This is a genomic window from Micromonospora sp. NPDC047738, from assembly GCF_040642675.1.
GTDB lineage: Bacteria > Actinomycetota > Actinomycetes > Mycobacteriales > Micromonosporaceae > Micromonospora.
Window position 1 is genome coordinate 1 of record NZ_JBEYSO010000045.1, and the last position, 25,941, is coordinate 25,941.

The 25,941-nt window shown below is 74.1% G+C and carries 21 protein-coding genes; 9 read left to right on the forward strand and 12 right to left on the reverse strand.

Annotated features, from left to right (window positions below; translation table 11 throughout):
• Positions 1-851, reverse strand: an 851-nt coding sequence (locus tag ABZ783_RS34555) for an MBL fold metallo-hydrolase (protein ID WP_357446391.1), incomplete at its 3' end; no start/stop codon positions are given.
• A 133-nt stretch (positions 852-984) separates the two neighbouring features.
• Between ABZ783_RS34555 and ABZ783_RS34560 the strand changes: the two genes are divergently transcribed.
• Positions 985-2,202, forward strand: coding sequence for an NADP-dependent isocitrate dehydrogenase (locus ABZ783_RS34560; RefSeq protein WP_357446394.1), 1,218 nt, complete (start codon positions 985-987; stop codon positions 2,200-2,202).
• A 307-nt stretch (positions 2,203-2,509) separates the two neighbouring features.
• Here the strand turns inward: ABZ783_RS34560 and galT are convergent, their stop codons facing one another.
• From galT to ABZ783_RS34580, 4 genes are all read right to left on the reverse strand, one after another.
• The gene (gene galT / locus ABZ783_RS34565; protein ID WP_357446397.1) at positions 2,510-3,583 is read right to left on the reverse strand and encodes a galactose-1-phosphate uridylyltransferase; all 1,074 of its coding nucleotides are present in this window, start codon (positions 3,581-3,583) and stop codon (positions 2,510-2,512) included.
• Positions 3,580-4,362: a DeoR/GlpR family DNA-binding transcription regulator gene (locus ABZ783_RS34570; RefSeq protein ID WP_357446400.1), complete on the reverse strand. Its 783-nt coding sequence runs from the start codon at positions 4,360-4,362 to the stop codon at positions 3,580-3,582. Before ABZ783_RS34570 ends, galT begins: the two co-directional genes overlap by 4 nt.
• A gap of 214 nt (positions 4,363-4,576) precedes the next feature.
• Entirely contained in the window at positions 4,577-6,106 is a 1,530-nt protein-coding gene (gene cysC / locus ABZ783_RS34575) for an adenylyl-sulfate kinase (protein WP_357446403.1), read from the reverse strand.
• 112 nt (positions 6,107-6,218) lie between these two features.
• On the reverse strand, positions 6,219-6,779 hold the full coding sequence (locus ABZ783_RS34580) for a DM13 domain-containing protein (protein ID WP_357446406.1): 561 nt from the start codon (positions 6,777-6,779) through the stop codon (positions 6,219-6,221).
• A 142-nt stretch (positions 6,780-6,921) separates the two neighbouring features.
• Between ABZ783_RS34580 and ABZ783_RS34585 the strand changes: the two genes are divergently transcribed.
• The 4 genes from ABZ783_RS34585 to ABZ783_RS34600 are packed head-to-tail and all read left to right on the forward strand — an operon-like array spanning position 6,922 to position 10,380.
• Positions 6,922-7,836 (forward strand): ABC transporter ATP-binding protein, encoded by a 915-nt coding sequence (locus tag ABZ783_RS34585; RefSeq protein WP_073834815.1) that lies wholly within the window; start codon positions 6,922-6,924, stop codon positions 7,834-7,836.
• Complete coding sequence (locus ABZ783_RS34590) at positions 7,829-8,710, forward strand: ABC transporter permease subunit (RefSeq protein ID WP_357446411.1); 882 nt, start codon at positions 7,829-7,831, stop codon at positions 8,708-8,710. The genes ABZ783_RS34585 and ABZ783_RS34590 overlap by 8 nt, the downstream gene beginning before the upstream one ends.
• Complete coding sequence (locus tag ABZ783_RS34595; protein ID WP_357446414.1) at positions 8,707-9,666, forward strand: ABC transporter ATP-binding protein; 960 nt, start codon at positions 8,707-8,709, stop codon at positions 9,664-9,666. The genes ABZ783_RS34590 and ABZ783_RS34595 overlap by 4 nt, the downstream gene beginning before the upstream one ends.
• 3 nt (positions 9,667-9,669) lie before the next feature.
• The gene (locus tag ABZ783_RS34600) at positions 9,670-10,380 is read left to right on the forward strand and encodes an ABC transporter permease (protein ID WP_073834812.1); all 711 of its coding nucleotides are present in this window, start codon (positions 9,670-9,672) and stop codon (positions 10,378-10,380) included.
• A gap of 146 nt (positions 10,381-10,526) precedes the next feature.
• Here the strand turns inward: ABZ783_RS34600 and valS are convergent, their stop codons facing one another.
• The 6 genes from valS to ABZ783_RS34630 all read right to left on the reverse strand — a co-directional run bounded on the left by valS (position 10,527) and on the right by ABZ783_RS34630 (position 20,911).
• Entirely contained in the window at positions 10,527-13,142 is a 2,616-nt protein-coding gene (gene valS / locus ABZ783_RS34605) for a valine--tRNA ligase (protein ID WP_357446419.1), read from the reverse strand.
• Positions 13,143-13,400: 258 nt separating this feature from the next.
• A complete protein-coding gene (locus ABZ783_RS34610; protein ID WP_357446422.1) occupies positions 13,401-14,966 on the reverse strand; it encodes a trypsin-like serine protease in 1,566 nt (521 codons plus the stop codon).
• Positions 14,967-15,113: 147 nt separating this feature from the next.
• Positions 15,114-16,946, reverse strand: a complete 1,833-nt coding sequence (locus tag ABZ783_RS34615) for an ABC transporter ATP-binding protein (protein WP_357446498.1) — start codon at positions 16,944-16,946, stop codon at positions 15,114-15,116.
• 116 nt (positions 16,947-17,062) lie between these two features.
• A complete protein-coding gene (locus ABZ783_RS34620) occupies positions 17,063-18,865 on the reverse strand; it encodes an ABC transporter ATP-binding protein (RefSeq protein WP_357446425.1) in 1,803 nt (600 codons plus the stop codon).
• Positions 18,866-18,902: 37 nt separating this feature from the next.
• The gene (locus ABZ783_RS34625) at positions 18,903-19,415 is read right to left on the reverse strand and encodes a methylated-DNA--[protein]-cysteine S-methyltransferase (RefSeq protein WP_357446428.1); all 513 of its coding nucleotides are present in this window, start codon (positions 19,413-19,415) and stop codon (positions 18,903-18,905) included.
• Positions 19,412-20,911, reverse strand: a complete 1,500-nt coding sequence (locus tag ABZ783_RS34630; RefSeq protein WP_357446431.1) for an AlkA N-terminal domain-containing protein — start codon at positions 20,909-20,911, stop codon at positions 19,412-19,414. The genes ABZ783_RS34625 and ABZ783_RS34630 overlap by 4 nt, the downstream gene beginning before the upstream one ends.
• 415 nt (positions 20,912-21,326) lie before the next feature.
• On the opposite strand from ABZ783_RS34630, the gene ABZ783_RS34635 reads away from it, so the two are divergent.
• Positions 21,327-21,782 carry a hypothetical protein gene (locus ABZ783_RS34635; RefSeq protein WP_357446434.1) on the forward strand — a complete coding sequence of 152 codons (456 nt, stop codon included), beginning with the start codon at positions 21,327-21,329 and terminating at the stop codon, positions 21,780-21,782.
• On the opposite strand, the gene ABZ783_RS34640 is transcribed toward ABZ783_RS34635, so the two are convergent.
• Positions 21,685-22,770 (reverse strand): EamA family transporter, encoded by a 1,086-nt coding sequence (locus tag ABZ783_RS34640; RefSeq protein WP_357446437.1) that lies wholly within the window; start codon positions 22,768-22,770, stop codon positions 21,685-21,687. The two genes, ABZ783_RS34635 and ABZ783_RS34640, sit on opposite strands and share 98 nt — an antisense overlap.
• A gap of 92 nt (positions 22,771-22,862) precedes the next feature.
• Between ABZ783_RS34640 and ABZ783_RS34645 the strand changes: the two genes are divergently transcribed.
• The 3 genes from ABZ783_RS34645 (at position 22,863) to ychF (ending at position 25,374) form a co-directional block, all read left to right on the forward strand.
• The gene (locus ABZ783_RS34645; RefSeq protein WP_357446441.1) at positions 22,863-23,360 is read left to right on the forward strand and encodes a MarR family transcriptional regulator; all 498 of its coding nucleotides are present in this window, start codon (positions 22,863-22,865) and stop codon (positions 23,358-23,360) included.
• Between the two features lie 78 nt (positions 23,361-23,438).
• The gene (locus ABZ783_RS34650; RefSeq protein ID WP_357446501.1) at positions 23,439-24,185 is read left to right on the forward strand and encodes a peptidase E; all 747 of its coding nucleotides are present in this window, start codon (positions 23,439-23,441) and stop codon (positions 24,183-24,185) included.
• A 103-nt stretch (positions 24,186-24,288) separates the two neighbouring features.
• Positions 24,289-25,374: a redox-regulated ATPase YchF gene (gene ychF / locus ABZ783_RS34655; protein ID WP_357446444.1), complete on the forward strand. Its 1,086-nt coding sequence runs from the start codon at positions 24,289-24,291 to the stop codon at positions 25,372-25,374.
• Positions 25,375-25,941: the final 567 nt, after the last annotated feature.

Here is a 25,941-nt window from a genome sequence, read left to right on the forward strand (position 1 = left end):
CCCAGCGCGCAGAACCGCAGGTGTGCGGCGAGCAGCGGGAACGCCTCCCGCGCCGGCACCTCGGTGAACGGCGCGCCCAGGTGCGGCGTCGCCAGCACCGCCCGGCCGTGCCCGGCCAGTTCGCGTAGCAGAGCCGTACGGACCCCGCGTGCCGCCGTGGGGTTCTCCTCGTGGGCGTACGCCAGGGTGGGGTCGACCAGCTGCACGGTGTGCACCAGCAGGTCGCCGGTGACCAGCAGGCGCTCGTCGCCCGAGTCGACCAGCACCGACTGGTGGCCCGGGGTGTGCCCGGGCGTGCTCAGCACGCGTACCCCGGGGGTGAGGTCGGTGTCGCCGTCGACCAGCCGGAGCTGGCCGGCGGCGCGCAACGGCCCCAGGAGTCGGGCCGGCAACTCGGGGTGGAACCGGTCCAGCGCCGCCAGCTCGGCCTGTTGCAGCAGGTAGTCCGCGTTGCGGAAGTACGGCGTGCCGAGCACCGCCCAGCCGACGTGGTCGCTGTGCAGGTGGGTGAGCACCACGGTCCGGACGTCCGCCGGGTCGATGCCGGCGACGGCCAGTTCCGCCGGCAGCCGGCCCGGGACCGGCGCCCAGCTCGCGGCCAGGGAGTCGGCCGGGCCGATCCCGGCGTCGACCAGGGTGACCGGCCCGTCCCCGGCACGCAGGGCGAAGCACCGGAACGGCAGCCACCAGCGGCCGTCCGGGGTGACCGTGTCCGGGTCCCGGCGGTCGGCCGCGCGCCACTGGTCCGCGGTGGCGTCCGGGAAAGCCTCCTCGCGGGGCTGGAAGAACGGCCCCGCCCCGTCGACCAGTGCGGTGACCGTGATAGACCCGATCGTGTGCGTCAGCGGCATCCGGGAAGGATGCCATCCCGACCCGTCCCGGGTGACCCCGATTTCATCGGGTGAGGCCGGCTGAGAAGCCCCGGTCAGTTTCCAGTACGCTCGTACTGCTTGAGCACGTGTCCCCCGAGAGGAGCGCCGGCCGATGGCGAAGATCAAGGTAAACAACCCGGTCGTGGAAATCGACGGCGACGAGATGACCCGGATCATCTGGAAGCAGATCCGGGAGCAGCTGATCCTGCCGTACCTCGACGTCGACCTGCACTACTACGACCTGTCGATCCAGTACCGCGACGAGACCGACGACCAGGTCACCGTCGACGCCGCCAACGCGATCAAGGAGCACGGCGTCGGCGTCAAGTGCGCCACCATCACGCCGGACGAGGCTCGGGTGGCGGAGTTCGGGCTGAAGAAGATGTGGCGGTCGCCGAACGGCACCATCCGCAACATCCTCGGCGGCGTCGTCTTCCGTGAGCCGATCATCATGTCGAACGTGCCGCGGCTCGTCCCGGGCTGGACCAAGCCGATCATCATCGGCCGGCACGCGCACGGCGACCAGTACAAGGCCACCGACTTCGTCGTCCCCGGCCCGGGCACGGTGACCATCACCTACACCCCGGCCGACGGCGGCGCGCCGATGGAGATGGAGGTCGCCAAGTTCCCCGGCGGCGGCGTCGCCATGGGCATGTACAACTTCGACGAGTCGATCCGGGACTTCGCCCGCGCCTCGATGCGCTACGGCCTGGACCGCGGCTACCCGGTCTACCTGTCCACCAAGAACACCATCCTCAAGGCGTACGACGGCCGGTTCAAGGACATCTTCGCCGAGGTGTTCGAGAACGAGTTCAAGGCGGAGTTCGAGAAGGCCGGCATCAGCTACGAGCACCGGCTGATCGACGACATGGTCGCCGCCGCGCTCAAGTGGGAGGGCGGCTTCGTCTGGGCCTGCAAGAACTACGACGGTGACGTGCAGTCCGACACCGTGGCCCAGGGCTTCGGCTCGCTCGGCCTGATGACCTCCGTGCTGATGACCCCGGACGGCCGCACCGTCGAGGCCGAGGCCGCGCACGGCACCGTCACCCGGCACTACCGGCAGTGGCAGAAGGGCGAGAAGACCTCGACCAACCCGATCGCGTCGATCTACGCCTGGACCCGGGGCCTGGCCCACCGGGGCAAGCTGGACGGCACCCCGGCGGTCACCGAGTTCGCCAACACCCTGGAGCAGGTCATCGTCGACACCGTCGAGGGTGGCCAGATGACCAAGGACCTGGCGCTGCTCATCTCGCGGGACGCCCCGTGGCTGACCACCGACGAGTTCATGAACGCGCTCGACGAGAACCTGGCCCGCAAGCTCGCCGCCTGATTCCCGTACCCGTCACCGATCGAGCCCGCCGGCACCCGCCGGCGGGCTCCGTCGTCGCGTGCCGGCGTCACCAAGCGGTGGCGCGCCTCGTTGAGCTGGGTGGACGGGATGCCAGTCCCATCCAGGAAGGTTGACTGCGGTCGCCTCGCGGCAGAGTGCCGATCAGCCAGCCTTCCCGGCTGTCGCGCACAGCCAGCCGTCCCTTCCCTTGCGGGGGGCCCTGTCCCGGGCCCCCCGCGCCCTGTTGTGGCACCCGCTCCGCCCCGAGTGTCGGCACGCGGCCGTCGCCACCCAGGGACCCTTCCTTTCAGGCCGCCCGCAGCAGCTCGGCGGCCCGCTCCGGGGCGATGTCGTTGATGAAGACGCCCATCGCCGACTCCGAGCCGGCCAGATACTTCAGCTTGTCCCCGGCCCGCCGGATGCTGAACAGCTGCAGGTGCAGGTGCCCCAGCTCGCGGTCGACGTGCAGCGGGGCCTGGTGCCAGGCCGCGATGTACGGCATCGGCACGTCGAACAGCCCGTCGAAGCGGCGCAGCACGTCCAGGTAGAGCGGACCGAACGCGTCCCGCTCGGCGTCGTCCAGCGCGGGGATGTCCGGCACCGGCCGGTGCGGGGCCAGGTGCACCTCGAACGGCCAGCGGGCGGCCGCCGGCACGTACGCCGTCCAGTGCGCGTTGCGCGCCACCACCCGGTCCCCGGCGGCGCGTTCCGCGGCGAGCACGTCCGCGTACAGGTTGCCGCCGGTGCGCTCGGCGTGCCGGCGGGCGGCGGCGAGCATGGCGCGGGTCCGGGGCGTCACGAAGGGGTACGCGTAGATCTGCCCGTGCGGGTGGTGCAGGGTCACGCCGATCTCCACGCCCCGGTTCTCGAACGGGAAGACCTGCGCCACGCCGGGCAGCTCGCCGAGGGCGGTGGTCCGGTCGGCGAGCGCGTCGAGCACGGTCCGCACCCGGCGGGGCGAGAGACTGGCGAACGAGGCGTGGTGGTCGTCGGTGAAGCAGACCACCTCGCACCGGCCGTGCCCGGGCCGTACCGGGGTGAACGGGGTGATCTCGGCGGGCTCTGCGGCGACCCGCTGGCTCAGCGACGGGAACCGGTTCTCGAAGACCGCCACGTCGTAGTCGGGGGCGGGGATCTCGCTGAGCCGGTCGCCGCGGGACGGGCAGAGCGGGCACTGGTCGGCCGGGGGAAGGAAGGTGCGGGTCTGCCGGTGCACCGCCACCGCCACCCACTCGTCGGTCAGCGGGTCGTACCGGAGCTGCGACGCCTGCGGCGGCGGGGGCAGGTCCCGCCGGTCCGGCTGGTCCCGGACCGCGTCGTCCCGGTCGTCGAAGTAGATCAGCTCGCGGCCGTCGGCCAGCTCGATCCGCGTACGCTTCACTTCGTCCCTTCCGTGCCGCGGACGATCAGCAGTTCGCCGACCCGTTCCTCGAGTACCCGGCGCGCCTCCGGCGCCAGCCGTTCGTCGGTGACCAGCACGTCGGCGGCGTCCAGCCCGACGATCGAGGAGATGCCGACCGTGCCCCACTTGGTGTGGTCGGCGAGCACCACCAGCCGGTCGGCGGCAGCCACCAGCGCCCGGTCGGTGTCCGCCTCCATCAGGTTGGGCGTGGTGAACCCGGCCCGCTCGCTGATCCCGTGCACGCCGAGGAAGAGCAGGTCCAGGTGGAGCGCCCCGAGCGCCGCCACGGCCAGCGGGCCGACCAGCGCGTCGGAGGGGGTACGCACCCCGCCGGTGAGCACCACGGTCTGGTCCGGCCGGCCGGCGACGTGCAGGATCTCGGCCACCGGCAGCGAGTTGGTCACCACGGTCAGCCCGGGCACGTCGACCAGGCGGCGGGCCAGCTCGGCGGTGGTCGTACCGGCGGAGAGGGCGACCGCGGCGCCGGGCCGGACCAGCTTCGCGGCGCGGGCGGCGATCGCCGCCTTCTCCGCCGACTGGCGGACCGACTTGGCCCGGAAGCCCGGCTCGTCGGTCGAGCCGGCGAGGGTCGCCCCGCCGTGCACCTTGGCCAACAGGCCCTGCTCGTGCAGCGTCTCCAGGTCGCGTCGGATGGTCATGTCGGAGACGCCGAACTCGCCGGCCAGCTCGGTCACGCGTACGCCTCCGGCGGCACGGACCCGTTCCAGGATGGCCGCCTGCCGCTGCCGTGCCAGCACCCGACCTCACCTCCGCCTCCCGACCCCGTGCTCACGTGGTCGAACGTGTTCCAACAAGAATGAACACTAGCGCGCAGGTGGAAACAGCGGAAGAAAGGGGTGCGCGGTCGCCGGCCGCCGCCGCTCGGGCGACCGGACGGCGGCAGCACGAACTGCTCGGCCCGTAGCCGTGCCGGCGCGTCGGGCCGGGGTCGGGCAGGGGCGAAGGCCCGGGTCAGGCCGGCTGGAGACGGGGTTCCACCCAGCCGGTCTCGGTCAGGTGCTCCATCACCCGCTGGACCGCCTCCTCGACCGTCAGGTCCGTGGTGTCCACCACCAGGTCGGCATCGGTGGGCTCCTCGTACGGGTCGTCGATGCCGGTCATCCCGGTGATCAGGCCGGCCCGGGCGCGGGCGTACAGGCCCTTGCGGTCGCGCTGCTCGCAGACCTCCAGCGGGGTCGCGACGTGGACGAGCAGGAAGCCGGCCCCGGCCGCCTGCGCCATCTCCCGGGCGGTGGCCCGGGCGGCCGCGTACGGGGCGATCGGGCAGCAGATGCCGACCCCCCGGTGCCGGGCGATCTCGGCGGCCACCCAGCCGATCCGCCGGACGTTGGCGTCCCGGTCGGCCTTGGTGAAGCCCAGCCCGGCGGAGAGCTCCCGGCGCACCACGTCCCCGTCGAGCAACGTGATGCTCCGGTCGCCGCCCTCGCGCAACAGGTCGGCCAGGCCCCGGGCGATGGTCGACTTCCCGGAGCCGGAGAGGCCGGTGAGGAAGATCACCAGGCCCCGGTGCCGGCGCGCCGGACGGGCCCGCGACAGCTCCTTGGCCACCGCCGGCGGGGTGTGCCACTCGGGCAGCGGGAAGCCCCGGTCCAGCAGGTCGTCGATCTCCTCCTGGCTGAGCGCCAGCCGCCGGTTGCGCGGCGGGATGTCCTCCCGCCAGCGCCACTGCCCGTCCCGGTTGTCGTACGCCAGTTCCCGGGGCACGAGCACGCGCAGCCCGGCCCCGGAGAGCATCCCCTCGGTGGAGAGCAGGTGGGTCACCCCGTACGCGGCGGCGACCCGGGCCCGGAGCAGGGCGTCGCTGATCTCGTCGCGCCGCCGCACCAGTGGCACCGCCAGCAGGGTGGCCGGGGGCATCCGGTCCCGGGCGGCGAACACGCTGCGCACCAGCGCCTCGGACGGCAGCCCGCCGGTCGCCGCCTCACCCACCGGGATCATCACCAGCAGGTGCGCGGCCAGGGTGCGGGCGGCGTGCGCGATCTGCGCGAGCTGCGGCCGGTGCAGCGGACGGTCGGCGAAGACGCCGAGCACCCGCCCCGGCGGCAGCAGCCCGCGGACCTCGTCGGGACTGCGCCGCAGCCGCTGGAACGGCCCGTGACCGCCGTCGCCCAGCCGGCGCACCGCGCCACCCACGCCCGCCATGCCGTCGCGGACCGGCCAGACGTCGGTCACGTCCATCGCCGCCACCGGGGCACCCTCACCGTCGGTTAGCACCAGCGCTCGGCGCAGCGGGTCGTCCAGCTCAAGCCCGTCGGCGAGCGCCGCTGGCACCTGGAGGGTCACCGGCACCGGCCACGGCGTGCCGTCGGCGAGTCGACCGCGCCGGCTCAGCGAGGCCAGGTCGGCGCGGGCCATGAAGCCGGTCAGCGGGGCGTACGCCCCGGTCAGCAGCAACTCCAGATCGGCCAGCTCACCGGGGCGAGGCGCGTACGCCGGCGCGTCCCGCAACACGTCCTCGGGCAGCACCCACCCGTTGCTCATCGAACCCCCAACTCACCGGCCGGCACACAGTTTCTCAGCCCACCGGCGATCGGTCGAGAGCGCCACTCCACCTCCCAGCCACCGCCCGTTGGCGCGGCGGTCGTCGATCGGCTCAGCCGGCGGGGGTGAGCGGGGCCGCGCCGAACGACACGGCGAAGCGCTGGCACCAGATGGCGACGCTGGTCAGCCCGGTGAGATCGGTTCCGGCGGGGATCTCGTACGCCTGGTCTCCCCGATTTCCCTTGAGCGGGCCGAGCGCGACGTGGCGCCCGTCGTCGAAGACGCGCCACCCGGACGGCCCGGTACGAACCGGCTGGTCGGTCAGCCAGACCTGAAGATCCGGACCGTTCGAGGTGTCCAGCCCGGCCAGTTCCAGCCGGTACCGATCCCCGGTGGTCCGGACGATCCGGGCACTGCCCCGGGTGTCGTGCTCATGGCTGACGAACTCGCCCCGGCTCACCAGGGTCGGCGCCGCCCGGGTGGCGGTGGCGGGACTCGCGGTGGACGCGGTCGGGGCCGGGGTGATCTCCTCGACCGCGGTGAGCCGTTCGTGCACCTCGGTGTCGGTGACCAGCGCCCAGGGCCGGAACCAGTACAGGCCGGCGGCGGCGCCGGCCGCGAGGACGGCGACCACGACCCAGGTCAGCGGGGTGCGAAGCAGTCGGCTCGGCATGTGCCGAGTCTTCCGCGCCCGGCGCCCGCGGTCACCGGTCGCCGCGCTTACGAAACCCTTACCGACCGTACGGGCGGAATCAGGGGCATCCCCGAGCGTTTCCCGATACCCGGGGCGGCGTCGACTTCTTACGCTGGTCGTCGTGACACTGCTCGCGACCGAGTCGCTGACCAAGACGTACGGAGGTCGGGTCACCGCGCTGGCCGACCTCACGGTGTCGGTGGAGCCGGGGATCATCGGGCTGGTCGGCGCCAATGGCGCCGGCAAGTCCACCCTGATCAAGATCCTGCTGGGCCTGCTCGCCCCGACCAGCGGTCGGGTCTCCGTGCTCGGCCTCGACCCCACCACCGACCCGGCCGCGGTCCGCGCCCGGGTCGGCTACATGCCCGAACACGACGCCCTCCCGCCCGACCTGTCCGCCGCCGAACTGGTCACCCACCTGGGTCGGATCAGCGGCCTGCCGCGGACGGTCGCCCGGGAGCGGGCCTCCGAGGCGCTGCGCCACGTCGGCCTGCACGAGGAGCGCCACCGGGCCGTCGGTGGCTACTCCACCGGCATGAAGCAGCGGGTGAAGCTCGCCCAGGCCCTGGTGCACGACCCCGACCTGCTCCTGCTCGACGAGCCCACCAACGGCCTCGACCCGGCCGGCCGGGACGCCATGCTCGCCCTGATCCACCGGATCGGCACCGAGTTCGGCATCTCCGTGGTGGTCTGCTCGCACCTGCTCGGCGAGGTCGAGCGGATCTGCGACACCCTCGTCGCCATCGACGGCGGGCGGCTGCTGCGCGCCGACCGGGTGGCCGCGATGACCTCCGCCACCGACGTGCTCGCCGTCGAGGTCAGCGAGGGCACGGAGGAGTTGGCCGCCCGGCTCGCCGCGCTCCAGCTGCCGGTGTCCCGGGAGGGGCGGCTGCTGCTCGTCCCGCTCGCCGACGACGCCACCTACGACCTGATCCTCGGCGCGGTCGCCGAGCTGGACCTGCCGCTGCACCGGCTGGACCAGCGGCGGCACCGGGTGGCCGAACTCTTCGCCACGAGGGAGCCCAGCCATGTCTGAGCCGACCGGCGTCATCCACGACATCGGCTACCAGCGCTACACCGGTCCGCGGCTGGGCCGCCGGCACGTCTTCGGCGCGCTCTACCTGCACGGCCTACGGACCGCGTTCGGCCTCGGCCGGTCCGCCAAGGCGAAGATCTTCCCGTGGCTGGTGGTCGGCATAGTGGTGGTGGTCGCCGCCGGGCTGACCGCGGTGCGCACCCAGACCGGGCAGACCGTCATGACGTACGCCCAGTTCGCCGACGCGATGAGCTGGCTGGTCATCTTCTTCGTCGCGGTGGTCGGCCCGGAGCTGGTCTCCCGCGACCTGCTCAGCGGCGTGCTGCCGCTCTACTTCTCCCGGCCGCTGCCCCGCGGCGACTACGCGCTGGCCAAGCTCGGCGCGCTGGTCAGCGCGCTCTGGCTGCTGCTCGGCGCGCCGCAGCTGGTGATGTTCCTCGGCGCCGCGTTCACCACCGACAACGGCATGCACGGGGTCTGGGACGAGCTGCTCGACCTGCTGCCCGGCCTGCTCTACGCGGCGCTCTGGGCGGTGGTCTTCGCCTCGATCGGGCTGCTCATCGCCTCGCTCACCGGCAAGCGGGCGTTCGCGGCCGGCGGCATCGTGGCGGTGTTCCTGATGACCGCCCCGATCGTCGGCATCCTCTCGATCATGCCATCCCGGACGGTCAACGAGCTGGCCATGCTCGGCTCGCCCACCGCCCTGGTTCACGCCGTCGGCCGCTACGCCCTCGGCGACCTGCTGGCGCCCGGCGCGGCGGCGGACCAGATGATCGGCGGCTTCGGGCCGGTCTATGTCGCCGCCGCCGTGCTGCTGGTGGCCGGCTGCGTCGCCCTGCTCCTGCTGCGATACCGGAAGGTGGCCGCCCGATGACCACGATCAGCGCTGGCACCCAGGCGGCGGCGCCGACCACGCCCGCGTCCACCCTCGACCTGGCCGGGGTCTCCCGCTGGTACGGCAACGTGGTGGCGGTCAACGACATCACCATGCGGCTCGGGCCCGGGGTGACCGGGCTGCTCGGGCCGAACGGCGCCGGGAAGACCACCCTGCTGCACATGATGGCCGGCTTCCTCGCCCCGTCCCGGGGCGCGGTCACCCTCGACGGGGAGCCGACCTGGCGCAATCCGGGCGTCTACCGGCGGCTGGGCCTGGTCAGCGAGCGGGAGGCGGTGCACGCCTTCCTCTCCGCGTACGAGTTCGTGCTGGCCAGCGCCAAGCTGCACCGGCTGCCCGACCCGGCGGCCGCGGCCCGCCGGGCCATCGACCTGGTCGAGATGGCGGACGCGCAGGACCGGCGGATCGGCACCTACTCCAAGGGCATGCGGCAGCGCACCCGGGTGGCCGCCGCGCTGGTCCACGACCCGCAGGTGCTGCTGCTCGACGAGCCGTTCAACGGGATGGACCCGCGGCAGCGGCTGCACATGATGGCCCTGCTGCACCGCCTCGGCGACGCCGGCCGGACCATCCTGTTCAGCTCACACATCCTGGAGGAGGTCGAGCAGGTCTCCGGCACCGTCCAGGTGATGGTGGCCGGCCGCCTGGCCGCCTCCGGCGACTACCGGACCATCCGGCGGCTGATGACCAACCGGCCGCACGTCTTCGCGGTCCGCTCGACGGACGACCGGGCCCTCGCGGTCGCGCTGATCGCCGAGTCGTCGGTCACCGGGGTGGAGCTGGGCCGGGACGGGCTCACGGTCCGGGCCGGCGACTACGGCGCCTTCACCCGGGCACTGCCGAAGATCGCGCTGACCCGGGGCATCCGGGTCCGGTCCCTGACGCCCGAGGACGAATCGCTGGAGAGCGTCTTCTCCTACCTGGTGGGGAGCTGACTCATGTCGACCGTTTCCTGGATCACCGCGCGCGGGCTGTTCGGCCGGCGCCGGTTCCTGCTGCTGCTCCCGCTGCCCGCGCTGCTGCTGGTGCTCGCGATCGTCTCCCGTTCGCTCGGGGTCGACCCGGGCCAGTGGGGGCCGCCGGTGCTGGTCGGGCTCGGGCTGGCCGTGGTGCTGCCGGTGGTCGCGCTGATCGTCGGCACCGGGGTGCTCGGTGCCGAGATCGACGACGGCACGGTGGTGCACATCCTCACCAAGCCGCTGCCGCGCTGGCAGATCGTGCTGCCCAAGCTCGCGGTGGCGACCGGGGTCAGCGCGGCCACCGTCGCCGTCCCGCTCTACGTCGCGGGCGTGCTCGCCGATTCGGTACGCCTCGGCCTGGGGCTGGCCGCCGCGTCGGCGCTGGGCGCGCTGGCGTACTCGGCGCTGTTCCTGGTGCTCAGCCTGCTGACCCGGCGGCCGGTGCTGCTCGGGCTGGTCTACGTGCTGATCTGGGAGGGGCTGCTCGGCCGGTTCGTGGACGGCACCAAGGTGCTCTCCATCCAGCAGTGGGTGATCGCCATCGCCGACCGGATCGCCCCGACCGAACTGCTCGGCACCACCGTCTCCGTGCCGGTGGCCGCGGTGCTGACCGCCCTGGTGGCGATCGGCTCCACCATCCTGGCCATCGACCGCCTCCGCTCGTTCAGCGTGGCCGGCGAGACGAGCTGACCGCGCACCGCCGCCCCACCCTCCCCGGGGCGGCGCCGTCCGCCCGCCGAGGCCAACCCTCGGCGGGCGGACCTGTCTCCCGCCCCGCCCACGCTCCCCGCTGGCCGCCCGCCGTCGGCGAGCGCGGGCAGGGGGCAGGGCGGGGATCAGAAGGCGCAGGCGACGACGAGTTCGGGGGTGCGGTCGGGGAGCAGGTCGAGCTTGGCGATCCGGCCCGCCGCCCGGAGGTCGTCGGCGATCAGGGTGAGCTGGTCGAGCTGGGCGGCCGGGCCGAGCACCTCGGCCAGCGGCACATCCGCCTTCATCGACAGCTTCCGTTCCGACTTGGCCCGGCGCACCTGGCCCAGCGCGTCCGCGGCCAGCCGCAGCAGCTGCGGGTCACCCGGTCCCTGGGTGGCCCGACCCACCTCGTAGGTCGTGGGCCACGGCGCGCGGTGCACCGAGCCGTACCGCCACCAGGACCAGACCTCCTCGGTGACGAAGGGCAGCACCGGGGCGAACAGCCGCAACTGCACCGAGAGCGCGGTGGCCAGCGCGGCCCGCGCCGAGTCCGCCCCCGGCCCGGAGCCGTAGGCGCGCTCCTTCACCAGTTCGATGTAGTCGTCGCAGAACCGCCAGAAGAACGCCTCCGTCGCCATCAGCGCGGCGGTGTGGTCGTACCCGTCGAAGGCGGCGGTCGCGGCGGCGACCACGCCGGACAGTTCGGCGAGCATGGCGGTGTCCAACGGCTCGGTCGCCGGCGCGCGCAACGCGTCGGCGGCACCCAGCCCGAGCGCGAACCGGGACGCGTTGAGCAGCTTGGTGGCGAGCCGCCGCCCGACCTTGATCTGCGCCGGGTCGAAGGCCAGGTCCATCCCCGGCTTGCCGCTGGCGGCCCAGTATCGCACCGCGTCGGAGCCGTGCTGCACCAGCAGGTCCATCGGGGTGACCACGTTTCCCTTGGACTTGGACATCTTCTTGTGGTCCGGGTCGAGGATCCAGCCGGAGAGCACCGCGTCGCGCCACGGCAGCACGCCGTGCTCCAGGTGGGACCGGACCGCGGTGGCGAAGAGCCAGGTCCGGATGATCTCCTGCCCCTGCGGCCGCAGGTCCATCGGGAAGACCCGGCGGAACAGGCCCGGGTCGGTCTCCCAACCACCGACGATCTGCGGGGTCAGCGACGAGGTGGCCCAGGTGTCCAGCACGTCCGGATCGCCGACGAAGCCGCCCGGCAGCCCGCGCTGCGCCTCCTCGTAGCCGGGTGGCGGCTCGCCGGACGGGTCGACCGGGAGCATCGACTCGTCCGGTGTGAGAGGGTGGGACCAGTCCGGCTCGCCAGCGTCGTCGAGCCGGTACCACACCGGCACCGGCACGCCGAAGAAGCGCTGCCGACTGACCAGCCAGTCTCCGGTCAGGCCGCCCACCCAGTGCTCGTAGCGGTGCCGCATGTGCTCCGGCACCCAGCGCAGTTCCCGGCCGCGGGCCAGCAGCTCGTCGCGCAGCTCCGGGTCGCGCCCGCCGTTGCGCAGGTACCACTGCCGGGTGGAGACGATCTCCAGTGGCCGGTCGCCCCGCTCGTAGAACTTCACCGGGTGGGTGATCGGGCGCGGCTCGCCCACCAGGTCACCCGCGTCGGCCAGCAGTTGCACCACGGTGCGCCGGGCGCCGTTGACGGTCTGCCCGGCCAGCGCCGCGTAGGGCTCCGCCGGCACCCCGACCGGCGGCTCGGGCAGCAGCCGCCCGTCCCGGCCGATCACCACCCGGGTGTCGAGCTGCAGCTCCCGCCACCAGGTCACGTCGGTCAGGTCGCCGAACGTGCAGACCATCGCGATGCCCGTGCCCTTGGCCGGGTCCGCCAGCGGGTGCGCGCGCACCGGCACCTCGACCCCGAAGACCGGGGTACGCACCGACGCGCCGACCAGGTCCGCGTACCGCTCGTCGTCCGGGTGGCAGACCAGCGCCACGCAGGCCGGCAGCAGCTCCGGGCGGGTGGTGTCGATCAGCACCTCGCGCCCGCCCGGGCCGTGGAAGCGCAGCCGGTGGTACGCGCCGGGCCGCTCCCGGTCCTCCAGCTCGGCCTGGGCCACGGCGGTGGCGAACCCGACGTCCCAGAGCGTCGGCGCCTCCGCCTGGTACGCCTCGCCCCGGGCCAGGTTGCGCAGGAACGCCCGCTGGCTGGTCGCCCGGGCCACCCGCCCGATCGTGGTGTAGGTCAGCGACCAGTCCACCGACAGCCCGAGTCGCCGCCACAGCGCCTCGAAGGCCTGCTCGTCCGCCGCGGTGAGCTGCTCGCACAGCTCGATGAAGTTGCGCCGGGAGATCGGGGCCGGGTCCTTGCGGGCCGCCTCGCTCACCGGCGTGGCCGGCGGCTGCCACTCCGGGTCGTACGGCAGGGCCGGGTCGCAGCGCACCCCGTACACGTTCTGCACCCGCCGCTCGGTGGGCAGGCCGTTGTCGTCCCAGCCCATCGGGTAGAAGACCGTCCGGCCGCGCATCCGCTGGAACCGGGCCACGGTGTCGGTGTGCGTGTAGGAGAAGACGTGTCCCATGTGCAGTTCGCCGGATACGGTCGGCGGCGGGGTGTCGATCGCGTACACGTCCGAGCTACGACCATCCGGGCTCGGCGCGTCTGACGCCGCGCCGCGACCCCGGACAGCCGCTTTCGAGCGGTCGAACGCGTACGTGCCCTCCTCCTGCCAGCGGCGCGCCCAGGTCTCCTCGATGCCGTCCAGGGTCGGACGCTCGGGGACGCCGGCGCGGCCCGTCCTCGCCGTATCCGTCATCAGCCGATCGTAGGCAGCCGGTGACCTTCCAGCCACGAGTTATGCCCTCGCCACACCGTCCGTCGCGGTCGGCAGCGGCCCGGCCGCCGCCGACCGCGACCCCCGGCCCGGCGGACCTGGATGCGGAGGAGACCTCGCCCCCGGGCTGAGCGGGCGGCCAGCCGGTCAGCTCAGCGATCGACACCCTGCCCGAGACCGGCCAGGCCTGGTGGGTAGCCCACGGCAAGTAGCGCCGCTGGCGGTGCCGGGCGCCGGCGGTCAGCGGGCGATCGGGCCGAGCAGCGGGCCGCTGGTGGCGAGCTGGAAGTAGGGCCGACCGCCGAGCCGCGCGTTGGCCCGGTCCAGGATGGTGGAGACCGGTGCGTACGAGTTGTGCTCGTTCGGGTTGCTGCAGGGGCCCTGGCCCGGGTCGCCGTTGGAGAGGATGCCCAGCGCCTTGCCGTCCGACTCGGTGAAGAGCGGTCCGCCGCTGTCCCCCGGCCGAGCGCAGATGCGCACGTCGATGCCGCCGCTGCCCTTGCCGGTGATCTCGCCGCACCGGGTGCCCGGCAGGTAGCCGGCGCCCGCCCCGGAGTCGACGTAGACCTCGCCGGACTTCGGCGTGTACGCCGAACCGGTCGCGCAGACGACCCAGCCGACCTGGATGGCGCTGTACGCCACGTATCCGGTGATCGCCACGTCCCGGCTGGTCGTGCAGCGCGGGTTGTCGGCCACGCACCAGTAGTTGACCAGGCTGGGGGTGCTCGTCGTGCCCCCCTGGTACGCCCAGCGGTCCAGCGCCCCCGGCTGGTACGGCATGATCGCGTAGTCGTACGGGAAGGCGTTCTCGGCCAGCACCGGGTCGGTCGACTCGACCGAGACCGGGATCTTCGGGCCGAGGAACTGGTGCCAGGTCCGGTCCACCTGCGTGTGCCGCCCGCCGACGACGCAGTGCCCGGCCGTCAGGAGGTACGCCTTCCCGCTGCGGGAGCGGACGTTGAAGCCGGTCGTGCAGCCGCCGACCGTGCCGTCGTCGCGGGGCACATCCAGCCGGATCCCGCCCCGCATCGGCGCCTGGGCGCAGTAGCGCGGGTCGCACGCCTTCGGCACGGCAGCGCCGGCCAGCCGGGGCCGGGCCTGCGCGGGCACCCCGGCGCCGGCGAGCGCCCCGGCGAGCCGGGAGTCGTCGGCGGCGATCCCGTCCCCGGTGAGCACCACGACCGCGTTCCGCTCCTGGTCGACCAGGACGTCCTCGCCGGCGGTCAGGCCGAGCGAGGCGGCGAGCCGGGCTGCCGCGTCGGTGAGCTGCCGCAGCGGGTGGCGTACCTGGACCACCCGGACGTGCGCGGCGTCCGGGGCGCCGGCGACGGCCGCGCGCACCGGGGCGGCGTCGGTGGCCCCGATCATGAGCACGCCACCGGCGGCCTGGTCCAGCCACATGCCGCCGTACGTGTCGGGGTGGTCGCCGGCCAGCTTCGCGGCGAGCGGTGCGGAGAACTCCTGCAGGGCGAGTCGGCGGGCAGCCTCGGTGGCGGAGACGCGGTAGCGCTCGCGCAGGTAGGCGACGGACGCGGGGGCGGCCTCGGCCACCGCGCGAGCCGGTCGGGCGGCGGTGGCCACGGGGGTCCCGTCCCGGGTGGCGCCGCCGGTCGCCCGGCTGCCCATGCCGGCCTGGGCGCCCGGCGCCGGCTCGCCGGTCGCGGCGTCGGCACTCGGCGGGGCGGCGGCCGTGCCGGCCACCGGTGCCGGGTCGGCGTCGCCGCCCTGGGCCAGCACCACGCCGGTCGCCCCGACCGTGCAGGCGATGGCCACTCCGGCAACGACAAGACTTCTGCGGATCCGCACGCCGTGAACCTCCCCGTGTCCGGCGAAGCCGATCGGCGTGACGGTTGTCGTGGCAGGGCCGCTCCCGGCGGCCGGTGCATGCGGCCGATCGACGGTCCGGAAGTCTATCGGCAGGGCCGGCCGCCCGTGACCCCGTGTGGGAGCGGGTCAGATCAGCGAGTCGCGCCACTGGCGGTGCAGGGCGGCGTACCGGCCGCCGGCGGCGGCCAACTCGGCCGGGGGACCGTCCTCCACGATCCGTCCGCCGTCGAGCACCAGCACCCGGTCCGCGATCTCCACCGTGGACAGCCGGTGCGCGATCACCAGCGCGGTGCGGTCCCGCAGGATGCTGCCGAGCGCCCGCTGCACCAGGCGTTCGGTCGGCACGTCCAGCGACGAGGTCGCCTCGTCCAGGATCAGCACCCGCGGATCGGCCAGGAACGCGCGGGCGAACGCGACGAGCTGCCGCTGCCCGGCGGAGAGCCGGCCGCCGCGCCGGTGCACGTCGGTGGCGTACCCGTCGGGGAGCGCGGCGATGAAGTCGTGCGCGCCGATGGCCCGGGCGGCGGCTTCCACGGCCGCGTCGTCGGCGTCCGGGCGGCCGAACCGGATGTTCTCCGCAACCGAGCCGCTGAAGAGGTGGTTCTCCTGGGTCACCAGCACGACCGCCCGGCGCAGCTCGGCGTCCACCAGGTCCCGCAGGTCGACCCCGTCGAGGCTGACCGCGCCCGTGTCCGGGTCGTGGAACCTTGCGACCAGCTTGGCGATGGTGGACTTGCCCGCGCCGGTCGGCCCGATCAGCGCGACCGTCTGTCCGGCCGGCACGGCCAGCTCCAGTCCGGCGAGGATCGGCGCCTCCGCCCGGTAACCGAAGGAGACCGACCGGAAGACCACGGCACCCCGGCCGCCGCCGGCGGGCAGTGGCACCGGCCGCTCCGGCTCGGCCACCGCCGGCCGCTCGTCGAGCACCCCGGCCAGCTTCTCCAGCGCGGCGGTGGCCGACTGCAACGCGTTGTAGAACTGGCTGAGCTCCTCCATCGGCTCGAAGAACCGGCGCAGGTAGAGCAGGAACGCGGCGAGCACGCCGACCTCGGTCCGGCCGCCCAGCACCCGCCAGCCGCCGTAGCCGAGCACCACCGCCACGGTCAGGTTGCCGATCATCCGGATGCCCGGCGAGTAGACCGCGATCAGCCGGAACGCGTCCAGGCTGGCCTGCCGGTAGTCGTCGTTCACCGCGGCGAAGATGCGCTGGTTGCGCGGCTCCCGCCGGTACGCCTGCACCGCCCGGATGCCGCGTAGCGACTCGACGAAGTGCACGATGACCAGCGCCACCGCCTCCCGGGTCCGCCGGTACGCCCCGGCGGAGGCGCGGGCGAACCAGCGGGACAGCCAGAACAGGAACGGAAAGGCGAGCAGGGTGGCCGCGGCCAGCGGCAGGTCCAGCCAGAGCAGGATGCCCGCCACCGACAGCACCGACAGCGCGGCCATCACCAGCTTGTCGATCCCGCCGTCGACCAGTTCGGCGATCGAGTCCAGGTCGCTGGTCAGCCGGGACACCATCCGGCCGGAGGTGTAGCGCTCGTGGAAGCCGACGTCGAGGCGGAGGAAGTGGCCGTACACCCGCTGGCGGAGGTCGAGCAGGACGGCCTGGCCGATCCGAGCGGCGAGGGTGAGGAAGCCGCGCCGGGCCGCGTACTCGGTGCCGGTGGCGACGACGAAGGCGGCGGCGACGGCGACCAGCGGGCCGGCGTCGCCGGCCCGCAGCGGCCCGATGCCCCGGTCGATGCCCAGCATCACCAGGTACGGGCCGGCCATCGTGGCGGCGTTCTGGAGCAGCAGCAGCGCCACGGCCCAGCCGAGCCGGCGCCGGTGCGGGCGCAGCAGCCCGCGCAGCAGCGCCCGGCTGCGGGCCCGGAGCCGGGCCACCGCCTCCGGGGTGGCGACCTCGGCCCGGCTGCGGTCGGCGTCCGGGTCGGTGGCCCGCCCGCGCCACCGGGACAGGTCGAGGCCGTCGTCCCGTGGCCGGCCCGGGGCGGGGCCGCCGTCCCGACCTCGGCGCGGGGCGGAACCGCCACCGCGGCGCGGCCGGGGTACGCGGAGCGGACCGTCCGTCCCGCTCACGAGTGCACCAGGCCGACGCCGTCCGGCCGCCGCTCCGGCGCGGCGGAGAGCACCGCCCGGTACGCCGGCACGCCGGCCAGCAGTTCGGAGTGGGTACCGACGGCGACGATCCGCCCGCCGGCGAGCAGGGCGACCCGGTCGGCGAGCGCCACCGTGGAGGGGCGGTGCACCACCAGCAGGGCGGTGGTGTCCCGCAGGACCCGGCGCAGCGCCGCCTCGACCAGCGCCTCGGTGTGCACGTCGAGGGCGGAGAGCGGGTCGTCGAGGACGAGCAGCGCGGGTCGGCCGAGCACCGCCCGGGCCAGCGCCAGCCGTTGCCGTTGCCCGCCGGAGAGGGACAACCCCTGCTCGCCGACCCGGGTGGCCAACCCCCACGGCAGCTCGTACGCGAACTCCGCCTGGGCCAGCGCGAGCGCGGCCCGGACCTCGTCCTCGCCGGCGTCCGGCCGGCCCAGGGTGAGGTTCTCCCACACCGACATGGAGAACAGGGTCGGCTCCTCGAACGCCATCCCGACCAGCCGGCGCAGCGAGCCGAGCCGCAGGTCCCGCAGGTCGTGCCCGTCGAGGGTGATCCGGCCGCCGGTCACGTCGTGCAACCGGGGGACCAGCGACAGCAGCGTGCTCTTGCCGCAGCCGGTGGCCCCGACCAGGGCCAGCGTCTCGCCCGGTTCGACGGTCAGGTCGACCTCGCGCAGCACCGGCGCGGCCGTACCGGGGTAGCGGAAGGTCACCCGCTCGAAGCGCAGCCGGCCGCGGACGTCGGCGCGATCCAGCGCCCGGGCGTGCGGGGCGTCCACGATGGTCGGCGGGGTGTCCAGCACCTCCTGGACCCGGTCGGCGGCGGTCGCCGCCTCCTGCCCGTTCGCGATGATCCAGCCGAGCGACTGCACCGGCCAGACCAGCATGAGCTGGAGGCTGACGAAGGCGACCAGTTCGCCGATGGTGAGCACGCCCCGGGCGGTGGCCGCCGCCCCGGCCACCAGCACCACCCCGAGGGTCAGGTTGGGGACCAGGTCGAACAGCGCCGCGGTACGCGCCAGCAGCCGCGCCTTGCCGATCCCGATGTCGTGCAGCCGCCGGGCGCCGCCGGCGAACCGGGCGGCCAACTCCGGCCCCCGCCCGTACGCCCGCATGGTGCGCAGGCCCTGCGCGGTCTCCTCGACCAGCGTGGCCACCTCGCCCTGCTGGTCCTGCATCCGCCGGGACGCCGCGTGGTAGTGCCGGGCGAACCGGCGGCTGATCAGGAACAGCGGCACCGCGCTGGTCGCCACCAGCAGGCCGAGCCACGGGTGCAGCCGGATCAGCAGCACCACCACGGCGGCGTAGGTGACCAGGTTGAGGACCAGGAAGAGCAGTCCGAAGGAGAGGAACCGGCGGATCACCGACAGGTCGCTGGTGATCCGGCAGAGGAGTTGGCCGGACTGCCAGCGGTCGTGGCAGCCGGCCGGGAGCCGTTGCAGGTGGGCGTAGACGTCGGCGCGGATCGCCGCCTCCATGCCGACCGAGGACGACGACTGGGTCCACCGCCGGATGAAGATCAGCACCGCCTCGGCCACGCCGAGCAGCAGGGCGAGGGCGCCGAGCCGGAACAGCCCGGCCGGGTCGTGCCGGGCCACCGGCCCGTCCACCACCCGCTGCACGACCAGTGGCACGGCCAGGCTCGCCGCCGTGGCGGCCACGGCGGCGAGCAGCAGCCAGGCGAACTCGGCCGCGTACGGCCGCAGGTAGGGACGCAGCCGCCAGAGGTTGCGCAGCGGGGGGTGAGGCGCCGAGGGGTTGCCGTCGCTGTGCGCAGGCACTACGCGACGGTAGCGGCAGGGTGCGACGGTAGCGCTGTCAGCTAGCCGTCACCCGTCCCTCATGCCCGAGAAGCCACTTCTTCACGTCCAGCCCCCAGCGGTAGCCGCCGAGCGTGCCGTCGGTGCGCAGCACCCGGTGGCAGGGGACGAAGAGGGCGGCCGCGTTGCGGGCGCAGGCCGCCGCGGCGGCGCGGACCGCGGCCGGCCGCCCGGCCAACTCGGCGAATCCCGTGTAGGTCACCGGCTCGCCCGGCTTCACGTCGCGCAGCACCTGCCAGGCGTGCGCCAGGAAGATGCCGTCGGTGTGCTGCGCCACCGGGACCGGGTCGATCGCGGTCAGGTCACCGCCCAGATAGGCGCGTACGGCGGTGGTCACCAGGCCCAGTTCGCCGCGCTCCCGCAGCTCACCGCGCAGGCTCGGGTGCATCAGCGGGACCAGGCCGGCGGGCTCGGCGGTGAACCCGGCCGCGCGTACCGCCCCGTCGGGTCCGGTGAGGACGCTCAGTGGGCCGACGGGGGTGTCGATGACGGTGCTGTCCAGTGTGGTCATGCTGCTCTCCAGAGTCGGATCACCGCGTACGAGCGCCAGGGGCGCCAGTGGTCGGCGTACGCGTCGAGGTTCTTCGGGTCGTCGGGCAGGCCGAGCGCGGCGGCGCCCCGGCGTACGCCCAGGTCGGTGGGGAGGAGGACGTCGGGGTCGCCGAGGGCGCGCATCGCCACGTAGCCGGCCGTCCACGGGCCGATCCCGGGCAGGGCGACCAGCCGCCGTACGGCTTCCTCCCGGTCCCCGCCCGGCGCCAGGTCCAGCGACCCGTCCGCCACGGCCCGCGCCACCGCCCGGATCGTCTCCCGCCGCGCCCCCGGCATCCGAAACCCCTCGTCCCCCACCGAGAGCACCTCCTCCGCCCCCGGAAACGCCCCCAGCCCCGCCCCCCGTTCGTGTTGATCAAGAAGTTCGCGTCCGGCGGGGACTGTTTCCTCGACGCAAACTTCTTGATCAACGCGGCCGTGCCGCACGGCGGCGAGGAGGTGGGTGAGGGTGGTGCGGGCGGACTGGAGGGAGATCTGCTGGGTGGTGATGGCACGGACGGCCATCTCGAAGCCGTCGACGGCGTGCGGGAGGCGGACGCCCGGTTCCGTCCGGACTGCCGGGGCGAGGGCGGGGTCCTCGGCCAGGGTGCCGTCGACCGCGACCGGGTCGGCGTCCAGGTCGAGCAGCCGGCGGCAGCGGGCCACCGCCGGGGCCAGGTCACGCATGTCGGCCAGGCGCAGCGTCGCGCCCACGTGGCCGTCGGCCGGGGTCAGCGCGACCGTGCCGGCTCCGTGCGGCAGCCGCAGCCCCCGGTGGTACGTCCCGTCGCGTACCTCCTCCACCCCGGGCAGCGCCCGCAGCGCGAGGAAGTCCAGCAGCGCCGCCGCGTGCAACGGCGGACGGTACGCCAGCCGCAGCGTGATCGTGCCCGCCCCGCCCGCTGCCGGCCGTCCCGCTCGGCTGACCCGCAGCTCGGACGGCGTCGCCCCGTACACCTCCCGGACCGTGTCGTTGAACTGCCGGACGCTGCCGAAGCCGGCGGCGAACGCGACCTCGGCCAGGCCGAGCCCGGTGGTCTCGATGAGGATCCGGGCGGTCTGGGCGCGCTGCGCCCGGGCGAGCGCGAGCGGCCCGGCGCCGAGTTCGGCGCGGAGCATCCGGTGCAGGTGCCGCTCGGTGTAGCCGAGCCGGGCGGCCAGCCCCGGTACGCCGTCCCGGTCGACCACCCCGTCCGCGATCAGCCGCATCGCCCGCCCCACCACGTCGGCCCGGACGTCCCACTGCGGTGACCCGGGGGCGGCGTCGGGGCGGCAGCGACGGCAGGCCCGCAGGCCGGCGCCCTGCGCCGCGGCGGCGGACGGGAAGAAACGGACGTTCTGCCGTTTCGGCGTCATCGCCGGGCAGGACGGCCGGCAGTAGATCCCGGTCGACGTCACGCCGGTGTAGAACCAGCCGTCGAAGCGCTGGTCACGGCTGTCGACGGCCCGGTAGCACCGTTCGAAGTCCAACTCCACGCCATCGATCCTGCCTCGCAGGTCCAGCCCCCGGCTGGCGGGATTCGGACCCGGCCGTACTCCCCGCCCCGCCCCCTCCCCACCACCCGCCTGACCCCCGCCGGCACGCCCTTCCCTGCCTGCCCTGTCGATCATGAGGTTGGCGGCAGTCCGGGAGATCCACTTCGCCGTCAACCTCATGATCGACCGAGCCGACCTCGGGCTGTGCGGCCAGCCGGGCTCGGTCGTCCTCGTCCACGCACCCTCCCGCGCTTGTCTGTCAGTGATACAGACGCCCCAGCTCAGTCCAGCTATCCCTGACGCGGCAACGGTTTTCGGCACCGAAAGTGTCGGTAGTGGTCGGTACGGTCCCGCCAACCAACTCAAGAAGAGGGTGCGGGGAGATGGCGAGCGTGGCCGGGCGAGGTGCCCGCTGATGCGGTCGGGGCGGATTCGGGTGGATCGCGCGGTGGTGCAGGGCTTCTACGACCGGATGCGGGTGGTGGCGCCGGCCGCGTACGGCGCGATCGAACGGGACCGGGCGGACGACCCGGGGCGGGCCTTCGCCGAGACCGCCTGCGGCCGGCTCGTCGGCTCGCTCGACCGGGCGGGGCTGCGGGCGCTCGGCATGTGGGCGCACCACTGGTGCATGCGCTTCTACGACGACGACACCCGGGTGGGCCTGCGGCTGGTCCGGGAGATCGCCGGCCGGGCCGGGCTGGGCTGGACGGTCGACGAGGTGCGCTGGCTGCTCGACCAGTCGTACGCGGCCGGCCCGGCCGCCGCCCATCGGTTCACGCTGCCGCTCGCCGCCGCGGCCGAGTTGCCGCCCGGGGCGCTGCCGGATCGGGGCGGCGAGGCGCCGGACTGGCCCCGTCTGCTCGCCGGCTGAGCGCCGGCCGGCTCGCCTCCGCGGCGGACGCGGGCCGGCCGGCCCCCGCCGGGGACGTGAGCGGGGCAGTTCCCGCAGCGGACCCGGAGCCCGGCGCGGCGGGCGTGAGCCGGCCCGACGGTTCGCCCGGGCGGGGCCGGCCCGGCAGCTGACCGAGCACCATCGCGGCGACCGCCACCGCGAAGCCGACCAGCTGGAGCGGGCTGAGTGCCTGCCCGAGCACCAGCCAGCCGAGGGCGGCGGCGGTCAGCGGGCTCAGCGCGCCCAGCACCGACACCCGGGTGACGGGCAGTCGCGCCGCGCCCCGGAACCAGAGCGCGTACGCCAGGGCGGTGCCGACCAGCCCGAGCCAGGCGTACCCGAGGAGGGCCGGCCGGTCCGGCGCGGGCGGCGCACCCTCGACGGCGGCGGCGACCGGCAGGATCAGCAGGCCGCCGGCGACCAGCTGCCAGCTCGTCGCGGTGAGGGTGCCGACGCCGGCGGGCCGCCCCCAGCGGCGGGTGAGCACCAGCCCGGTGGCCATCGCGGCGGTGCCGGCGAGCCCGGCCGCCACGCCGAGCAGGTCCAGGCCGGCGCCGGGCCGCAGCACCACCAGTGCTACGCCCAGCGGCGCGGCCAGCGCGGCGAGCAGCGCCGGCCGGCCGGGCCGCATGCCCAGGGCGGCCACCGTGAGCGCGACGACCAGCAGGGGCTGGGTCGCGCCCAGCACCGCTGCGGTGCCCCCGGGCAGCCGGTACGCGGCGACGAAGAGCAGCGGGAAGAAGGCGCCGATGTTCAGCGCGCCGAGCAGGGCGGCCCGCCACCACCAGTCGCCGTGCGGTCGGTGGCGGGTCAGGGCGAGCAGCAGCAGCCCGGCCGGCAGGGCCCGGTACGCGCCGGACCAGAGCGGCCGCTCGGCCGGCAGCAGCTCGGCGGTGACCAGGTAGGTGGTGCCCCACGTGGTCGGGGCGACGGCGGTGAGCGCGACGTCGGTCCAGCGGCGGTGCATGGCGACCCTCTTCCCTCGCTGCTAAGTAGCTTAGAGCTAAGCTAATCAGTACCGAGTGAAGAAGGAAGTGCGAGGTGCGGCACAATCCCTCCGTGGCAGCGGACGACGTGGACGTCATCGTCGAGCAGTGGCGCCGGGAGCGGGCCGGCATGCGGCCCGAGCCGATGGCGGTCTTCGGTCGCATCTACCGGCTGGCCCGCCTGGTCGGCGACGGCCAGGAGAAGGTGTACGCGGGCTGGGGGATCAGCCGGGGCGAGTTCGACGTGCTCGCCGCGCTGCGACGCGCCGGCGACCCGTACACCCTGGCACCGAAGGCCCTGAGCGCCTCGCTGATGCTGACCTCCGGGGGGATGACCGGGCGGCTCGACCGGCTGGAGCGGGCCGGGCTGATCCGCCGATCACCCGACCCGGAGGACCGGCGGGGCCTGCGGGTCACCCTCACCGACACCGGGCGTCGCCTCGTCGAGGAGGCCGCCGACGCCGGCCTGGAGGTGCAGCGGTGCCTCCTGGACGCCCTCCCGCCCGCCGACCAGGAACGCCTCGCCGACCTGCTCCGCGCGCTGCTGGCCGCCGCCGAGACGGGTCGCTGACCCGGGCGGGCTGCGGGTGCCCGGGGCCGGTGGCGCAGGATGATCGGAGATCGCCACACCACCGACCGGGAGGACTTCATGCCGGCTGCCGAACCGACCATCGTCGCCACCAGCACAGGCTTCAGCAGCCGCCGCCGCGGCCCCTGGGACGCGCAGCCCGGGCCGATCTTCGAGCTGATGGCCGAGCTGGCGGAGGCCGGCCCCGCGCCGCGGATCTGCTACCTGAACCAGGCCGTCGGCGACCAGCCCACCTCGTTCAGCGTGTTCTACGGCGCGTTCGCCGGCACCCGGTTCCGCCCCTCCCACCTGGCCCTGTTCCCGATGCCCAACGTCGAGGACATCCGGGCCCACCTGCTCGCCCAGGACCTCATCTGGGTCGGCGGCGGCAGCGTCGCCAACCTCTGCGCGGTCTGGCGGGTGCACGGCCTCCAGGACATCCTGCACGAGTGCTGGCAGGCCGGGGTGGTGCTAAGCGGCGTCTCCGCCGGGTCGATCTGCTGGCACCTCGGCGGGGCCACCGACAGCTACGGCCCGAGCCTGCGACCCTTCACCGATGGCCTGGGCTGGCTCCCGTACGGCAACGGGGTGCACTACGACAGCGAGGGGCAGCGCCGGCCGCTCATGCACAAGCTGGTCGGCGACGGCACGCTGCCGACCAGCCACTGCACCGACGACGGGGTCGGGCTGGTCTACCGGGGCACCCGGCTGGCCGAGGCGGTGGCGGACAAGGAGGGCGTCGCCGCCTACCAGGTGACCAGGGAAGCGGACGGCAGCGTCCGGGAGACCCGGATCGAGCCCCGGCTGCTGACCGCTCAGCCCTCCTGAGCCCGGCCTGCTGGGCAGGGCCCGCCGCGCTCGGAGTCCCTTTTCGCTCGGCGGCGGGCCTGCCTGTCCGGGACGGGCGGCGAACCGCGTAAGCTGGCTCGTCGTGAGTCTCACCATCGGCATCGTGGGCCTGCCCAACGTCGGCAAGAGCACCCTGTTCAACGCGCTGACCAAGAACGACGTGCTCGCGGCGAACTACCCGTTCGCCACCATCGAGCCGAACGTCGGCGTGGTCGGGCTGCCCGACGAGCGGCTGACCAAGCTCGCCGAGATCTTCTCGTCGCAGAAGGTGCTGCCGGCGCCGGTCTCGTTCGTCGACATCGCCGGCCTGGTCCGGGGTGCCTCCAAGGGCCAGGGCCGGGGCAACGCGTTCCTCGCGAACATCCGCGACGCCACGGCGATCTGCCAGGTGGTGCGCGCCTTCTCCGACCCGAACGTGGTGCACGTCGACGGCAAGGTCTCCCCGGCCGACGACATCGAGACGATCAACACCGAGCTGATCCTGGCCGACCTGCAGACCCTGGAGAAGGCGCTGCCCCGGCTGGAGAAGGAGGCCAAGCTCCGCAAGGACCGGGCCGCCGCCGTCGAGGCCGCGAAGAAGGCCGTCGACCTCCTGGACAGCGGCGTCACCCTGTACGCGGGCGCGGCCGCCGCCAAGATCGAGCTGGAACACCTGCGTGAGCTGCACCTGCTCACCACCAAGCCGTTCCTCTACGTCTTCAACGTCGACGAGGCCGAGCTGGGCAACGCCGAGTTCCTCGACGAACTGCGCGCCCTGGTCGCCCCGGCCGAGGCGGTCTTCATGGACGCCAAGATCGAGTCCGAGCTGGTGGACCTGCCCGAGGAGGAGGCCCGCGAGCTGCTGGAGTCGATCGGGCAGTCCGAGCCGGGCCTGGACCAGCTCGTCCGGGTCGGCTTCCGGACGCTCGGGCTCCAGACGTACCTGACGGCCGGCCCCAAGGAGGCGCGGGCCTGGACCGTCCCGGTCGGCGCGACCGCGCCGGAGGCCGCGGGGGTCATCCACAGCGACTTCCAGCGCGGCTTCATCAAGGCCGAGGTGGTCTCTTACGACGACCTGGTCGCGGCCGGATCGATGGCGGCGGCGAAGGCCGCCGGCAAGGTCCGGATCGAGGGCAAGGAGTACGTCATGCAGGACGGCGACGTCGTGGAGTTCCGCTTCAACGTCTGAATCCGGCCCGTTTTGGCAGGTCAGAAGGCTGTGCCTTCGCCCCGGGGCACACCAGGGGCACAACCCCACGCCTCATCGACCGCACAGCGCGCACCTTGCCCAGGGGGACGCTGCCTCGCGCTCAGTTGGCCCTGACCTCGTCGTCCAGGCGGATCTCACCCGCGTTCATCGGGACCAGCCGGACGCCGAACCAGGTTCGCCCGTGCTCTCTTCGATAGCGGGCGAGGGTGCGAATCGGCTCCTTCCCCGTGGTGTGGCGAGCAGCGGTCCGGCGTCAGACAGGTTCAGTGGGCCGCCTGTGTGGCCGCCATGGTCGGCCGCCACCGGCCGGCGGCGGGGGTCGTCGAGCCACGCCAGCCGTAACGGGCGCTGGAACTGGGTCGAGAGCCATTCATGGGCCTCGTCGCAGGCACGGTGAGCGGCACAATGCGTTCCCGGTGGGCTGACGGCAGGCTGACCCGGAGCACGGGGGAGCGGCCCACGAGCCGAGCCAGCACCGCCGCTGCGTAGATCGAGCGGGAGGGCACACCCTATTCCGAAGCTACGACCATCCAAAACGGCCCTGAT

What these genes read in the sequence shown, in the direction of transcription:
- ABZ783_RS34560 (WP_357446394.1), top strand. Translation starts at nt 985, where the DNA reads ATGGCGAAGATCAAGGTAAACAACCCGGTCGTGGAAATCGACGGCGAC.
- cysC (WP_357446403.1), bottom strand. Translation starts at nt 6,106, where the DNA reads ATGAGCAACGGGTGGGTGCTGCCCGAGGACGTGTTGCGGGACGCGCCG.
- ABZ783_RS34580 (WP_357446406.1), bottom strand. Translation starts at nt 6,779, where the DNA reads ATGCCGAGCCGACTGCTTCGCACCCCGCTGACCTGGGTCGTGGTCGCC.
- ABZ783_RS34590 (WP_357446411.1), top strand. Translation starts at nt 7,829, where the DNA reads ATGTCTGAGCCGACCGGCGTCATCCACGACATCGGCTACCAGCGCTAC.
- ABZ783_RS34595 (WP_357446414.1), top strand. Translation starts at nt 8,707, where the DNA reads ATGACCACGATCAGCGCTGGCACCCAGGCGGCGGCGCCGACCACGCCC.
- ABZ783_RS34600 (WP_073834812.1), top strand. Translation starts at nt 9,670, where the DNA reads ATGTCGACCGTTTCCTGGATCACCGCGCGCGGGCTGTTCGGCCGGCGC.
- valS (WP_357446419.1), bottom strand. Translation starts at nt 13,142, where the DNA reads ATGACGGATACGGCGAGGACGGGCCGCGCCGGCGTCCCCGAGCGTCCG.
- ABZ783_RS34625 (WP_357446428.1), bottom strand. Translation starts at nt 19,415, where the DNA reads ATGACCACACTGGACAGCACCGTCATCGACACCCCCGTCGGCCCACTG.
- ABZ783_RS34635 (WP_357446434.1), top strand. Translation starts at nt 21,327, where the DNA reads ATGCGGTCGGGGCGGATTCGGGTGGATCGCGCGGTGGTGCAGGGCTTC.
- ABZ783_RS34640 (WP_357446437.1), bottom strand. Translation starts at nt 22,770, where the DNA reads ATGCACCGCCGCTGGACCGACGTCGCGCTCACCGCCGTCGCCCCGACC.
- ABZ783_RS34650 (WP_357446501.1), top strand. Translation starts at nt 23,439, where the DNA reads ATGCCGGCTGCCGAACCGACCATCGTCGCCACCAGCACAGGCTTCAGC.